This window comes from Bacteroides sp. AF20-13LB (assembly GCF_003603065.1).
GTDB lineage: Bacteria > Bacteroidota > Bacteroidia > Bacteroidales > Bacteroidaceae > Bacteroides > Bacteroides uniformis.
On the sequence record NZ_QTMH01000010.1, the window covers coordinates 92960 to 106115 of the forward strand.

18 protein-coding genes and 1 tRNA gene are annotated in these 13156 nt (G+C 44.2%); 2 read left to right on the forward strand and 17 right to left on the reverse strand.

Going from position 1 to position 13156, the window contains the following annotated elements; translation table 11 throughout:
* Positions 1-29: 29 nt before the first annotated feature.
* The 9 genes from DWX62_RS13405 to purU form a co-directional block, all read right to left on the reverse strand.
* On the reverse strand, positions 30-512 hold the full coding sequence (locus DWX62_RS13405; protein WP_005831414.1) for a ferritin: 483 nt from the start codon (positions 510-512) through the stop codon (positions 30-32).
* A gap of 142 nt (positions 513-654) precedes the next feature.
* A complete protein-coding gene (lysA, locus tag DWX62_RS13410; protein ID WP_005831416.1) occupies positions 655-1815 on the reverse strand; it encodes a diaminopimelate decarboxylase in 1161 nt (386 codons plus the stop codon).
* Between the two features lie 153 nt (positions 1816-1968).
* Positions 1969-3288, reverse strand: coding sequence for an aspartate kinase (locus DWX62_RS13415; RefSeq protein WP_005831418.1), 1320 nt, complete (start codon positions 3286-3288; stop codon positions 1969-1971).
* Between the two features lie 123 nt (positions 3289-3411).
* Complete coding sequence (locus DWX62_RS13420) at positions 3412-4119, reverse strand: ATP-binding cassette domain-containing protein (protein ID WP_005831420.1); 708 nt, start codon at positions 4117-4119, stop codon at positions 3412-3414.
* Positions 4120-4142: 23 nt separating this feature from the next.
* Positions 4143-4748, reverse strand: a complete 606-nt coding sequence (gene hisIE / locus DWX62_RS13425; protein WP_005831422.1) for a bifunctional phosphoribosyl-AMP cyclohydrolase/phosphoribosyl-ATP diphosphatase HisIE — start codon at positions 4746-4748, stop codon at positions 4143-4145.
* A gap of 121 nt (positions 4749-4869) precedes the next feature.
* The gene (hisF, locus tag DWX62_RS13430; RefSeq protein WP_005831425.1) at positions 4870-5625 is read right to left on the reverse strand and encodes an imidazole glycerol phosphate synthase subunit HisF; all 756 of its coding nucleotides are present in this window, start codon (positions 5623-5625) and stop codon (positions 4870-4872) included.
* 49 nt (positions 5626-5674) lie between these two features.
* On the reverse strand, positions 5675-6397 hold the full coding sequence (hisA, locus tag DWX62_RS13435) for a 1-(5-phosphoribosyl)-5-[(5-phosphoribosylamino)methylideneamino]imidazole-4-carboxamide isomerase (protein ID WP_005831427.1): 723 nt from the start codon (positions 6395-6397) through the stop codon (positions 5675-5677).
* 20 nt (positions 6398-6417) lie between these two features.
* The gene (hisH, locus tag DWX62_RS13440; protein ID WP_008664882.1) at positions 6418-7008 is read right to left on the reverse strand and encodes an imidazole glycerol phosphate synthase subunit HisH; all 591 of its coding nucleotides are present in this window, start codon (positions 7006-7008) and stop codon (positions 6418-6420) included.
* Positions 7009-7097: 89 nt separating this feature from the next.
* On the reverse strand, positions 7098-7955 hold the full coding sequence (gene purU, locus DWX62_RS13445; protein ID WP_005831431.1) for a formyltetrahydrofolate deformylase: 858 nt from the start codon (positions 7953-7955) through the stop codon (positions 7098-7100).
* Positions 7956-8314: 359 nt separating this feature from the next.
* On the opposite strand from purU, the gene DWX62_RS13450 reads away from it, so the two are divergent.
* A tRNA-Asp gene (locus DWX62_RS13450) sits at positions 8315-8388 on the forward strand.
* A gap of 106 nt (positions 8389-8494) precedes the next feature.
* On the opposite strand, the gene DWX62_RS13455 is transcribed toward DWX62_RS13450, so the two are convergent.
* The 4 genes from DWX62_RS13455 to DWX62_RS13470 are packed head-to-tail and all read right to left on the reverse strand — an operon-like array spanning position 8495 to position 10523.
* A complete protein-coding gene (locus tag DWX62_RS13455) occupies positions 8495-9199 on the reverse strand; it encodes a hypothetical protein (protein ID WP_038610247.1) in 705 nt (234 codons plus the stop codon).
* Positions 9196-9771, reverse strand: coding sequence for a glycosyl hydrolase 108 family protein (locus DWX62_RS13460; protein ID WP_038610245.1), 576 nt, complete (start codon positions 9769-9771; stop codon positions 9196-9198). The genes DWX62_RS13455 and DWX62_RS13460 overlap by 4 nt, the downstream gene beginning before the upstream one ends.
* Positions 9758-10228, reverse strand: coding sequence for a phage holin family protein (locus DWX62_RS13465; protein ID WP_016274332.1), 471 nt, complete (start codon positions 10226-10228; stop codon positions 9758-9760). The genes DWX62_RS13460 and DWX62_RS13465 overlap by 14 nt, the downstream gene beginning before the upstream one ends.
* Position 10229: 1 nt before the next feature.
* A complete protein-coding gene (locus tag DWX62_RS13470) occupies positions 10230-10523 on the reverse strand; it encodes a hypothetical protein (RefSeq protein WP_120172943.1) in 294 nt (97 codons plus the stop codon).
* Between the two features lie 12 nt (positions 10524-10535).
* Between DWX62_RS13470 and mobA the strand changes: the two genes are divergently transcribed.
* A complete protein-coding gene (gene mobA / locus DWX62_RS22295) occupies positions 10536-10910 on the forward strand; it encodes a conjugal transfer protein MobA (RefSeq protein WP_279387162.1) in 375 nt (124 codons plus the stop codon).
* Positions 10911-10976: 66 nt separating this feature from the next.
* Here mobA and DWX62_RS13480 read toward each other — a convergent pair whose 3' ends face one another.
* The 4 genes from DWX62_RS13480 to DWX62_RS13495 all read right to left on the reverse strand — a co-directional run bounded on the left by DWX62_RS13480 (position 10977) and on the right by DWX62_RS13495 (position 13101).
* Positions 10977-11300: a helix-turn-helix domain-containing protein gene (locus tag DWX62_RS13480; protein ID WP_120172944.1), complete on the reverse strand. Its 324-nt coding sequence runs from the start codon at positions 11298-11300 to the stop codon at positions 10977-10979.
* A gap of 129 nt (positions 11301-11429) precedes the next feature.
* On the reverse strand, positions 11430-11849 hold the full coding sequence (locus DWX62_RS13485; protein ID WP_165859024.1) for an RteC domain-containing protein: 420 nt from the start codon (positions 11847-11849) through the stop codon (positions 11430-11432).
* Entirely contained in the window at positions 11803-12042 is a 240-nt protein-coding gene (locus tag DWX62_RS22300) for a hypothetical protein (protein WP_010992862.1), read from the reverse strand. Before DWX62_RS22300 ends, DWX62_RS13485 begins: the two co-directional genes overlap by 47 nt.
* Positions 12043-12099: 57 nt before the next feature.
* Entirely contained in the window at positions 12100-13101 is a 1002-nt protein-coding gene (locus DWX62_RS13495; RefSeq protein WP_120172946.1) for an aldo/keto reductase, read from the reverse strand.
* Between the last annotated feature and the right edge of the window lie 55 nt (positions 13102-13156).

Sequence of the window (13156 nt, forward strand, 5' to 3'; positions counted from 1 at the left end):
TAGCCGCGGGATTTTTTTTAGTTTCTCTCTTATCTACGTTCTCCCAGTTTTGAGTCAACGAAGAAGATTCCGGCATCACCGGCTTTCTTTATCATATCTACAATGCCGTCGGCAGTAGCTTCTTCTTCTACCTGCTCGCGCACGAATCCCCAAAGGAAGTCTTGTGTAGCCTTATCTTTTTCGGCAGAGGCAACATCTACCAATTCATCAATCATTTTGGAAACACGGCGTTCGTGCTGGGCTACCTGCTCGAACACTTCCAGTGGAGTACCGAAGTCATTGGGAACAACATCAATCTTGTCCAGTTTGGCCTTACCGCCACGCTTGATGATATAAGAAGCCATTTCACAAGCATGAGCTTTTTCTTCAGAAGCCTGCTTCTTCAACCAGGAAGCCATGCCGTTATAACCTTCTTTCTCCATATAGAAAGACATTGCCAGATAAAGGTTGGAAGACCACATCTCAGCCGTAATCTGCTCATTAATTGCATTCTGTAATTTTTCTGTAATCATAATCGTATTTATTTAAATTGAAATCATTACAAAAGTAACAAGAAACCTTAAAAGTTGTTCACGCAATAACATTTTTTATATAAAAACAGAAGCCTTGGTATAATAAATGCTTCGCCATTCATGCAACGCATCTCCAGCCTCTCTATACCAGCTCGTCCGACGTATATCCTTGAGGCAGCTCACGGCAGTTATAGCCCGAAGCCATAATTTCGCCATAAGCCCCTGCCGAACGGAGGGCGATAAGGTCGCCACGCTTCACCCCATTCAAATCAATAGCCTTACCGAATACATCAGAAGACTCGCAGATGGGCCCTACGACATCATAAGCCTGAACCGGCGCATCCGAAGTGATATTCTCTATCTTATGGAACGCTTGGTAGAGTGCCGGACGAATCAAATCCGTCATGCCGGCATCCAGAATGGCAAACTGCTTGTTGGTGCCCTGCTTCACATAAAGCACCTGCGAAATCAATGAACCGCATTGTCCCACTACCGCACGTCCCAGCTCGAAGTGGAGCGTCTGGTGGGGACGGAGTTTCAGATGGCTGTTGTAAGTCTCGAAGTAGCTTTTGAAGTCGGGTATCGGCTGACGGTTGGGGTGACCGTAGTCAATGCCGAGTCCGCCCCCCACATTGACGTGCTCGATGCGGATATGGCGAGCTTCCAGCTTATCCTGCAATTCGTTGACGCGGTTACACAAAGCCACGAAATCGCCCATATCCAATATTTGGGAACCGATGTGGAAATGCAGTCCGATGAATCTCAGGTTCTTCATATTCTGCGCAATGTCTATCACATGGTCCATATCCTGCATGCTGATACCAAACTTGTTTTCGGCCAGCCCAGTGGTAATATTGGCATGGGTATGGGCACCTACATTGGGATTGATACGGAAAGCCACATTGGCCACCTTACCTTTAGCGGCAGCCAGCTCGTTGATAATCTCCAGCTCGGGGACAGACTCCACATTAAAGCAGAAAATGTCATAATCCAGCCCCAGATTGATTTCCCAATCAGCCTTGCCCACCCCTGCAAAAACAATCTTGCCAGTGGGAAAACCTGCCTTGATGGCTGCACGGATTTCACCGCCACTTACACAGTCGGCACCCAAGCCGTTCTCGCGGATAATGGCAAGCACCTTGGGATTGGCATTGGCCTTCACAGCATAATGCACCGAATAGTTGCCATATCGGGCAGCTTCCGTACGGATGCACGAAAGTGTGTCGCGCAAGACCTTTGTGTCGTAGTAATAGAAGGGAGTACGCAATTCGCGGAATTTATGGATAGGGAATGTTCCTTTCATATAATAATCGTAATCTTTGTTTAGTTTAAAAAAAGGAAGATGAAAGAGGTGTCTACAAATAATTTTTCAGACGCAGATGACGCAGATTACACAAATAGGAAGCAAAAAGAATCTGCGTCATCTGTGTAATCTGCGTCTGAAAAATATCAAGAGTTATTCCTCATTGAACAGCGCATCACTGAGTGACTGCAACGCTGCCTTCTTGTCGCACTCGCGGATGAGGAAAGAAATATTATAGTTGCTACCACCGAAAGAAATCATACGTACCGGTATGTCGCGCATGGCATCCAATGCCTTGGCTTCGAAACCGACGTTTTCCCATTCGAGGTCGCCCACCACGCAGATGATGCACATGTCCTTGTCCACCGTCACTGTGCCATACTTCTTCAAGTCATCCAGAATTTCATTGAGATGCTTCACATTATCGATAGATACGGACACACCCACTTCTGAAGTACAAATCATATCGATGGAAGTCTGGTAGCTCTCGAATATCTCGAAAACCTTACGCAAGAATCCGTGAGCAAGCAACATGCGGCTGGATTTTATCTTGATGGCCGTAATGTTGTCCTTGGCAGCCACCGCCTTAATCTTACCCTTCTCCGTATCATTGGAAATCAGCGTACCCGGAGCAGTGGGGTCCATCGTATTGAGCAGACGGACGGGGATATTGGCATACTTGGCAGGCTGGATGCAGGTAGGGTGCAGAATCTTGGCACCGAAGTATGCCAGCTCGGCGGCCTCTTCGAAATGCAGATGACGCACCGGCGCAGTCTTGTCCACAATACGGGGGTCGTTGTTGTGCATGCCGTCGATATCCGTCCAAATCTGGATTTCGGAAGCGTTGATGGCAGCACCAATCAGCGAAGCCGTATAGTCGCTTCCGCCACGCTGCAGATTGTCTATCTCGCCGTAGGCGTTGCGGCAGATGTACCCCTGAGTGATATAAATCTCAGCATCCGGATGCAGTTCCAGCTGAACCTGGAGCTTGTCCTTGATATAGACCGGATCGGGCTCGGCATTCTTGTCCGTACGCATGTATTCTAAAGCCGGAAGCAACACAGACTTCACGCCGCATTCCTGCAGATAGTAGTTCATCATGGCGGTGGAAATCAACTCGCCCTGAGCCAACACCACTTTCTCCTCAAACAGAGTGAAGAGGTCTTTGGTATAAGAACGGATATAGTCAAAATGTGATTTGATGAGTTCCAGGCCTTTCTGTTTATACTCCGGAGTAGCAAAGAGTTCATCAATGTGCTGGCGATATTTACTTTCCAGCTTGTTGATAATCTCGTTGGCACCTTCCGGATTCTTCTTGTACAGATAGTCCGAAATCTCAACCAATGTGTTTGTGGTACCCGACATGGCAGAGAGAACCACAATCTTACGTTCACCATCGGTAATCAATTTGGCCACTTCCTTCATTCGCTGAGCCGAACCTACTGAAGTACCTCCAAACTTTAAAACTTTCATTTTCGTTCCTGTATTAATTAGTTTATAGTTACAAGCTACGAGCTACAAGTAGGCAGCTGCGGAGCTTTATCGTTAATTTCTGTTCTTTATAAGAATCAGTAGTTAGAGATAACTACTTAACTACTAATCATTGGTTATTGCAGGGGCGTATTCTGCTGTAACATCAGTCATCAGATGGTCTGCGCACCGGTACACCTTGCCGGGAAACTCTCGCAGCAGCTGCAGGTTGTGCGTGGTCATCACCACCAGTGCGCCGGCTTCACTGATGCCGTGCAGAAGTTCTGCAATGGCATGTCCGGTTTCCGAATCCAGGTTTCCGGTAGGCTCATCCGCAAGGATTATCTCCGGAGAGTTGAGCACTGCACGCGCAATCACAATGCGCTGTTGCTCACCACCCGACAGTTCATTAGGCAGCTTATATCCTTTGTTGCTCATCCCCACCAGGTTCAACACCTCTTCTATTTTGTCCTTAATCTCCCCTTTGCTCTTCCAACCGGTAGCACGGAGAACAAATTCAAGGTTATCGTACACCGTACGGTCTGTCAGCAACTGGAAGTCCTGGAATACGATTCCCAGCTTACGGCGCAACTGCGGGATGTGCTTACGCTTAATATGGAGCATGTCATACCCCAATACTTCAGCCTCGCCCGATGCAATATCCAGTTCGCCATAGAAAGTCTTGAGCAGGCTCGTCTTGCCGGAGCCCACTTTACCTACCAGGTACACGAACTCCCCTTTGTGAAGTTCCAAATTCACATCGTTCAGTACGCACAACTCCTGCTGGTGTATCTCTACGTCCGTATATCTTATCAGCGCCTCGCCCACCCCCATTTTAATTATTAATTTTTAATTACTTAATGTTTCTTCCACGTCGCACTGTGACGTTCCTCCAATTCACGCGCAAGGTCTTCAATGCGGTATCCTTTGGATGTGAGCAGCACGATGAGGTGATACAACAAATCAGCTCCTTCATAAATCAGGCGTTCGTCCGTACCGTTGCAAGCCTCAATGACGGTTTCCACAGCCTCTTCGCCTACCTTCTGTGCCATTTTGTTGATACCGGACTGGAAAAGACTGGTCGTATAGGAACCTTCGGGCATTTCATCATAACGCTTACAGATGAAATCCTGAAGAAGCTTTAGAAACATAACCGGCTGTTCGTTCTTCTCACCCCAGCAAGTATCTGTACCGGTATGGCAAACCGGGCCTACGGGATGTACCTGCACCAGTAACGTATCCCGGTCACAGTCTTCCTTTATGGAAACCACATTCAGGAAGTTGCCACTCTCCTCGCCTTTCGTCCAAAGACGGTTCTTGGTACGGCTGAAGAAAGTCACCTTTCCAGTTTCCACCGTCTTGTCATAAGCCTCCTTGTTCATGAAGCCAAGCATCAGCACCTTAGCGGTATCTGCATCTTGTATAATCGCCGGAACGAGTCCGTTCATCTTGTCAAAATCCATTCTATTTACGATTTAGCTATTTACTATTTACGATTGATATTACTTTAAGTGACTGGAGACTTATGATTTGCTTGAGTAATCCCAATCGTAAATCGTAAATCGTCCAATCGTAAACTCACCTTCATCTTCTCATCGCAATTCCTTGGGCACAAAGATACGATTTTAATTCGGGAATTTTGATTTCTCCGAAATGAAAAACACTGGCTGCCAGGGCAGCATCTGCTTTTCCCTGCAAAAAGACGTCACGAAAATGTTCTTTGGCACCTGCCCCTCCCGATGCAATGATGGGGATGGACAATCCGTCGGCAAGGCTGGAAAGCGCTTCATTGGCATAACCGGTCTTGACACCGTCGTGATTCATGCTGGTGAACAATATCTCGCCCGCACCACGTTCCTGGGCTTCTTTTGTCCACGCAAACAGTTCCTTATCCGTTTCCACACGACCACCGTTCAAGTAGCATCGCCATCCCTTCTCTGTCTGTTTGGCATCAACTGCCAGTACACAAACCTGAGAACCGAAGTTCTTCGCAATCTCGTCTATCAATCCGGGACGGCGGATAGCTGAGGAATTGATGGAGATTTTATCGGCACCTGCATTCAGTAGCCTATCCACGTCACCCAGTTCATGAATGCCTCCACCTACAGTAAAAGGAATGCTGATATTCGCAGCTATGCGTTTCACCAATTCAGTGAAAGTCTTACGGCCTTCAAAACTGGCTGTGATGTCGAGAAAAACCAGTTCGTCGGCACCCTGCTCACTATAAGCACGCGCCAGTTCTACCGGGTCGCCGGCCTGGCGGAGGTTCACGAAATTGGTACCTTTCACTGTCTGCCCATCTTTAATGTCGAGGCAAGAAATGATTCTTTTTGCTAACACGGCGGTTTGAGTTATAAGTTATGAGTTATAAGTGATTAATTTTCACCTTTCAACTAACAAAATTTTCCAGTTCTTTGAAGGTGATGCGGCCTTCGTACAGAGCCTTACCGAAAATAACGGCAGGTATGCCGACAACTTCCAAATGGCGTATATCATCGGCACAGCTTACGCCTCCACTTGCTATCAGATAGAGTTCAGGATGGTGCTCCAGTATCTCCTTATACAACGCTATCGATGGTCCTTGCAGCATTCCGTCACAACTGATATCAGTACAGATAACCTTACGGACCCCCTTCTCTACATAGTCTTTCAAGAACGGAAACAGTTCGCAGCCACTCTCATCCTTCCAACCATTGACGGCTATTTTATGCTCTTTCACATCAGCGCCAAGAATAATTTTCTCGGAACCATACATTTGAAGCCATTTGCAGAACAATTCGGGATTCTTCACAGCAATGCTGCCACCGGTCACCATCTGCGCACCGTTCTCAAAAGCTATCACCAAATCTTCATCACTCTTCACCCCACCTCCAAAATCAATAATAAGAGACGTACGCACAGCTATCTGTTCCAACGTACGGTAGTTTACCACATGATGGGAAGCCGCACCGTCCAAATCGACCACATGAAGTCTGCGGATACCATGAGCCTCCAGCTCCAGGGCCACTTCCACGGGATTTTCGTTGTACACCTTCTTGCTGTCATAATCGCCTTGGGAAAGGCGTACACATTTTCCGTCAATAATGTCAATAGCGGGAATCAGTTCTATCATTTTATTTACGATTTGACGATTTACAGTTCCAGGAAATTCCGCAAAATACGCTCTCCCACACTTCCACTCTTTTCCGGATGGAACTGTGTGGCGTAGTAATTGCCTTTATGCAAAGCGGCACTGAACGGATGAATGTAATCCGTCACGGCTGCCGTACAATCATTGACTGGCACATAGAAACTATGTACGAAATAAACAAACTCTTCTTTAGTAAAGCCTTTAAAAAGTCCGCTATTCGTCCGGGCAATGGTATTCCATCCCATATGAGGTACTTTATCCTCGTGCCTCTGCGAAATGAAACGTTTCACATCAGTATCAAAAATACCCAGGCAATCCACATCCCCCTCTTCAGAGTGGCGGCACATCAACTGCATGCCCAGGCAAATGCCCAATACCGGCTGGCGTAACTCCTTTATCAGCCTATCCATACCACCGGCACGCAAAAAGTCCATAGTGGTTTCCGCCTCTCCCACACCGGGAAAGATAACCTTATCGGCAGCACGTAGCACAGCCTCATCCGCCGTAATCACTGCCTCTACTCCCAGACGCTTCAAAGCATAATCCACCGAACGGATATTGCCTGCATTATATTTGACAACTGCAACTTTCATTTTTTTAATTGAGAATTGACCATTGAAAGGTAATAATTGAAAGGTAATGACAAGTTCCCCACCATCAACTATCAATTATCAACTATCAACTAATTAAATATTACCGTTTTGTTCTTATATGCCAACACCTTGCGTTCAATATGCTTCTGAACAGCACGAGAAAGCACAATCTTTTCCAAGTCCTTACCCTTGTTCACCAAATCCTGCACAGTGTCCTTGTGTGTAATACGCACCACATCCTGCTCTATGATGGGACCGGCATCCAATTCTGTGGTAACATAGTGGCTGGTAGCTCCAATAATCTTCACTCCACGTTCAAACGCAGCATGATAGGGCTTCGCTCCCACAAATGCCGGAAGGAAAGAGTGATGGATATTGATTATCCTATTGGGATAAGCGTTTATCATTTGCTCGGAAATGACCTGCATGTAGCGCGCCAGCACTATGAAAGTTATCTTATGCTTTGCCAGTAACTCCATTTCCTTCTTCTCTTGTTCCTCCTTTGTCTCTTTGGTAATGGGGAAAAGATGGAAAGGAATACCGAAACGCTCGGCCACGTGCTGCAAATCGGGATGATTGCTTATAATAAGAGGTATCTCCACATTCCACTCACCAGCGGTGTAACGCGCCAACAAGTCGAACAAGCAATGGGACATCTTTGAAACAAAGATAGCCATACGCGGTTTTGTATCGGAGAAATAGAGACGGAAATTCATCTCATATTTCTGTGCATACAAAGTGGCAAAATAATCCTCAATCTTTTCCTGAGGCACCAGAAAATCTTTCAATTCCCATTCAATACGCATAAAAAAGATATTCTCTACATGGTCTACATACTGATCCAGATAGATAATATTACCTTTATTCACCGTTATAAAGTCTGTTACTTCTGCCAATATGCCTGGTTTGTCAGGGCAGTGCAGCAACAGTTTGGCTGTTTTCATCATCCTAAAATGTTTTTTATCATTTTTCAAATTACAACATTCTCGTTTTGAGTCCGCAAAAATAACGATTTATTGCAAAACAACGAACTTTTCGAGCAAGAAGTTTAAAACAAGCTCCGAAATGTTTCGTTTTCTCCAGGAAAGGTTTTCATATCAAGAATAAAACAGTGCATAAACGTATTTCTAAACAGTTGTTAAATTTACTTTTCTCTTATTTTTCCAATCTTCTCAATATGAGGATATAAAGCAAATACAGCACAAAACGCTTGGAAAAAAGTTCGCCATAGCTATTGCAGATATCAAAGAAATGCCTACCTTTGCAACCGCAATCAAGAGAGATAGCAACGAAAGAATGAAATAATGGTGCGTTAGTTCAGTTGGTTAGAATACATGCCTGTCACGCATGGGGTCACGGGTTCGAGTCCCGTACGCACCGCGTATAACACTTATAATAAGGAAGTTTTATAAAAAGCACCCGGAAAAGTACCCGTTATTCACTTTTCCGGGTGTTTTTTGTCTGTTTTGCTGCCGGAACTCTCGGCTTACCTTCTATTTTTAACAATTTTATAGCGAATGTAAAAGCCCGCCGCAAGAACCGCCGCTAACCCTATCCCGCTAAGTACCCAAAGAAACGGGTTCGTTTTCGGGTACTTTTCTTCTTCGGTCTGCGCGGTTTCCTTTGTTTCCGCTTCCGCCGTCGTCTTCTGCGTTTCGGTAACTTCCGTTTCCGTAGCGGTAGTAACGTTTGTTTCTGTCTTTTTTTGCTTATCGCCGTTTATAACGATGCGTCCGGTAGTCAGCGACTTTACGTTAGGCGGTTTCTTCAATCCTTCAATAGCCGGGAACAAATCCGTATTATGCCGCAGGGGGGTATCTGATTGCCCTTCTGCCGTTTCGCTGGCTTTCCGGGTTGGCTCTCCGTTTGCCATTTCCAATGCCTTACGCATGTCTTCATTAAACGCGCTGTCGGCTTTTTGAAACTGTTCTGCAAAGCGGTTCGGCTTTTGTCCTTCCGGGTAATACTCAACTTTTGTAAACTCTATAACTATGTTTTGCTTCTCGTTGCTTCCGGTAGTAGCCGTAGTGTTGGTGGTTGTCCGGTCTTCCGTTCTCCGGCTTCCTTCCGTAGTTGCTGTTAGCTGGCTTTCCGCCGCCAGCTTTCCCTTACGGGTACTTCGGGTACTTGCGCACCCGAAAACCAACAGAAGCAAGAATAGGGAAAGCATGGCTAAAACAAATCTTCTCATACGTCTGTGAAATTTAGAACTTTGTCCTTCCCCTTCTTGTTAAGGGTAAGGCTTCCGTAGTTTATACAATTAAGCCGGGATAACCACCCTTTCTTGAAAACCATCTGCGAAGGGTCGCGCTTTATAATTCCTTCAATAAAGGAAATACGGGCGCGTTTTATGTCTGCAAACAGTTCGCGGGCGTTCCTTCCGTTCATCGCGGCTAAGGTCTTTTCGCCTACTATGCCGTCCACGCTTACCCCTAAAATTCGCTGTACCCCGGTAATGCCGTTCTTTCCCGAAGCCCAAACCCAATCCACTACCAAGTTGGCGACGGACTGGCTTTTTATCCGGTCTGCCTTCCATCTGTCCCAATAGTGCGGCTTCATCACGCGACTAACCGCGTCTTCTTCGGTTATCAAACGCAAATCTTCCACATCTATATCGCCGTCACCGTCTTTGTCGTACCCTACGGCTTTCCAAGTGGCGATAGTTACCCCTTTGTTAGTTGCTCCGCCTTTGTCTGCCGGGTGGTTGGTAAATCCACCTTCCCAACTTAAAATAAAGGGGGATAATATTTCAATCCGTGCCATTTTCTGAATGTTTATTCGTTATCAACTCTACAATTTTTTCCGCGTCCTTTGCGCTTGCCGCCTGCACAATCTGCCGTATTATGTCCGGTACTTCCGCCGCGTTTACTTTGATTTTTTGCAGCTTCTCGCGTACGGAAATAAATTCTATCAATACCGCGCTGATAGTATAGACAACGGTAGCAAATGGAGCGACGTACCACGTGAACAATCCGGCTAAAAAGTCAAACATGAGGGCGAATACCATAACCCGTATGTAGTCCCCGATTTTGTTGAACGTCCGGCGGTATTTCCTGCTTCGCAGTCCTTCCCCTGCCGCCTTCGCCGCCTTGCGCCCGTAGTACATATCTATGAAAGTAGCCATCGCCAAGAATACCCAGCAAATCAGCACAATGGCTACACGTACCGCCACGTAAACCGTCAAACCGTGCCAGTCTTCTTGCTGTATCAATTCCAACATATTAGTAACCTTCCGTTAATAAATCGTTCTTTACCATAGTTTTGATAGCAATAACCCTGCTAAGGTGTGCTTTATAGTCCGCTACTGCTTTCGCTTTGCGGTCTTCGTCCGTTTCTATACCCAACTGTGCGGCGTAATAGTCGTTAATCAAAGAAAATTCTTCGGTTTCGTCTATTTCGCTACGGATAACCGCACGTGTAAGGTTTTCGTAGTCCGGCTTCTGCCAAACCTGTACCGTATCGTAGTTGTAAACGGTCTTTTCGCCCGTTTCCGGGTCTTCTACCTTTTCTTCCACTATGTTGTAGTTATAGTGGTGGACGATGTGGAGAACGCCAAATTCCTGTCATTTTTTGATAGGTCAGGTTATACTATCAAAGCGCATTTTATTAAGAACTGTATTTTTGGTAAGTCGTTTAAGGTAGCAGTAAGGGATAAAAGTAAGGTGGATTATTATATTCAGCTAACACAGTTCTATTCACAATTCAGGAGCATAGGACAGAATTACAATCAGGTAGTGAAAGAACTTCATTCCAATTTTTCAGAAAAGAAAGCACTTGCTTTGCTTTACAAACTGGAACAATGCACTTTGGAACTGATAAAGACCAATGAAATGATAGTAATGTTAAGCAGACGGTTTGAACAGTCCTACCAAAGAGAGGGGACAATATCGGCAGATGAATAGAAATAACTTGCCAAAAAAGAAAAATCCCGAAGTTACCACGTGTACAACTTCGGGATAGTTTCTTTCTTATTTGTCCGTTCCGTGTTCTTTTTCAAACTTTCGGAGCGTACCAACATCAAACCTTTTCTTTATGAACTCACGCACATCGGAAGCCCGATAATAGGCTTTTCCGCTAATCATCATAAAGGGCAGCAGTTTCTTGCTTCTCAATCTCTGTAACGTTCGGGTACTTACTTTGAACAACAGGCATAAGTCCTGATTATCCAAAAGTTTATCGCCCGGCATTACTTCGGGATTGGTTTGCAAACTCTTTACGTCTTTGCCTACTTCTTTCAATTTATCAAGAAGTTTCTGCATCCAGTCTTTAAACTCGTAATTATCTACATACATATTGCTTCATTTTTCTGATTATACACTAATGATTACCAATCGATTGATGAAGCAAAGTTCAGAAAAGGAAAGCAAACAAATTACAGGGTAGCATACGCTACCCCGTATAAATTGATGCTAAACACCTGATTATCTATACCCTTTATTTTCGTGTTCTTTGCGGATAAGGTTTGCCAGTTCATTAAGGAACTCTGTTAGTTTGGCTGGCTTTCGCTTGATGACATCCATGTACTTTTGATGATAATCACCTAATTTAATGTTAAAGAGCCATTCAAAGGCTTTTCCTAAGTCCGTCAGGTGAACAGGTTTTTCATTTTGATATATTATACGTTTTGACAGGAATAAGCCGCTGACTATTTCCATGATGTTGATAAGGCTTGTTTTGTCTGCTAAATGGATAGGGGAAAGGGATAGTTTATTTGCGTGTTGCTCGAATTGTTCGGGGTATTTGATATGCAAATTCACTATGCGTACTTCTGTTTTGATTAGTTCTATTGCTTCATCAATCAAATGCAAATAGGGTATTTTTTTCTTGCTCAAACCGCACACGATACGATTTAAGCCGATGTAAGCCGAAAGAAAAATAACGTAATAAAACGCTGTAATCCTGTTCGTTGATACTAAAATCGGCTAAATGGGTAGCCAGTTCTTCAATAGCTTCTGTAAATTCGGATGCAGAAACTTTACGCTGTGAGTATTCCGATAATAATCGGAAGAATCTCTGTTCCAACAAATTATTCATTATGGGAATTATAGAAAGAAGTCCTACCAACGTGGTAGAACTTCCTTTTTTAATAAGTTATTTATTTACAAACTGAAAATCATATTCATTATATCTGTTACCAATATTAGGATATTTTTTTAAAAGCAGTTGTATATTAGAAACATCTTCCGTTGATAGATTTACATCTACCGCTTTTGCATTTTCTTCTAAATACTTAATCCGTTTAGTTCCCGGAATAGGAATTATATTTTCACTTTGTGCCAATATCCAAGCTAAGGCAAGTTGGGCTGGGGTTATTCTTTTGCTTTCTGCTATTTCTGCAATTTCAATAGCCAGTTTTTGATTATTTTCCCAATATTTACCGTTATAACGTGGCAAATGCTTGCGGAAATCATGTTCTTCCAATGCATTTACGTTAATAGTATTTGTTACTAAACCTCTGCCTAACGGTGAAAATGGAACTAAAGTTACACCTAATTCTTTTGTTAATGGCAGAATCTCTTTTTCGACATCATGTGTTAATAAAGAATATTCACTTTCAACCGCAGATATAGGATGAACATTACAAGCTCTTTTCAGTGATTCGGAAGAACATTCGCTTAGTCCCAAATAGCGTACTTTACCCTCTTTTACTAACTCTGCCATAGCTTCAACTGTTTCTTCGATTGGTATTGTGGGGTCAATCCGATGCGCATAATACAAGTCTATAGTTTCGATATTTAATCTTTTCAGGCTGTTCTCTACAGCTTGTTTTACATATCTTGGAGAAGCATCCACATAACTATCACCACCAACGAACACGCTACCTTGACTATTGCGTAAGCGAAAACCAAATTTTGTTGCAATGAAAATCTGATTTCTTTTTTCTGCTAATACTTTGGATAGCAATTCTTCATTAGCACCATTTCCATACACATCCGCAGTATCCCAAAAATTAATGCCAAGTTCTAAAGCACGATGCAATGTCTTAATGCTTTCTTTTTCGTCGGCTACTCCATACGCAGCACTCATTCCCATACAACCCAATCCGATAGCGGATAGGTTTACTTCTGTTTTGCCTAATTTTCTGTACTTCATTATTTATATTTTTTAGTCGGTACAAAATTAGGTAATGGAAATATGGCTGGTTAAC

Excerpts from the sequence above, each read along its gene's own strand:
- DWX62_RS13405 (WP_005831414.1), bottom strand. The coding sequence starts at position 512 with ATGATTACAGAAAAATTACAGAATGCAATTAATGAGCAGATTACGGCT.
- lysA (WP_005831416.1), bottom strand. The coding sequence starts at position 1,815 with ATGAAAGGAACATTCCCTATCCATAAATTCCGCGAATTGCGTACTCCC.
- DWX62_RS13415 (WP_005831418.1), bottom strand. The coding sequence starts at position 3,288 with ATGAAAGTTTTAAAGTTTGGAGGTACTTCAGTAGGTTCGGCTCAGCGA.
- DWX62_RS13420 (WP_005831420.1), bottom strand. The coding sequence starts at position 4,119 with ATGGGGGTGGGCGAGGCGCTGATAAGATATACGGACGTAGAGATACAC.
- hisIE (WP_005831422.1), bottom strand. The coding sequence starts at position 4,748 with ATGGATTTTGACAAGATGAACGGACTCGTTCCGGCGATTATACAAGAT.
- hisA (WP_005831427.1), bottom strand. The coding sequence starts at position 6,397 with ATGATAGAACTGATTCCCGCTATTGACATTATTGACGGAAAATGTGTA.
- hisH (WP_008664882.1), bottom strand. The coding sequence starts at position 7,008 with ATGAAAGTTGCAGTTGTCAAATATAATGCAGGCAATATCCGTTCGGTG.
- purU (WP_005831431.1), bottom strand. The coding sequence starts at position 7,955 with ATGATGAAAACAGCCAAACTGTTGCTGCACTGCCCTGACAAACCAGGC.
- DWX62_RS13455 (WP_038610247.1), bottom strand. The coding sequence starts at position 9,199 with ATGAGAAGATTTGTTTTAGCCATGCTTTCCCTATTCTTGCTTCTGTTG.
- DWX62_RS13460 (WP_038610245.1), bottom strand. The coding sequence starts at position 9,771 with ATGGCACGGATTGAAATATTATCCCCCTTTATTTTAAGTTGGGAAGGT.
- DWX62_RS13465 (WP_016274332.1), bottom strand. The coding sequence starts at position 10,228 with ATGTTGGAATTGATACAGCAAGAAGACTGGCACGGTTTGACGGTTTAC.
- DWX62_RS13480 (WP_120172944.1), bottom strand. The coding sequence starts at position 11,300 with ATGTATGTAGATAATTACGAGTTTAAAGACTGGATGCAGAAACTTCTT.
- DWX62_RS22300 (WP_010992862.1), bottom strand. The coding sequence starts at position 12,042 with ATGAATAATTTGTTGGAACAGAGATTCTTCCGATTATTATCGGAATAC.
- DWX62_RS13495 (WP_120172946.1), bottom strand. The coding sequence starts at position 13,101 with ATGAAGTACAGAAAATTAGGCAAAACAGAAGTAAACCTATCCGCTATC.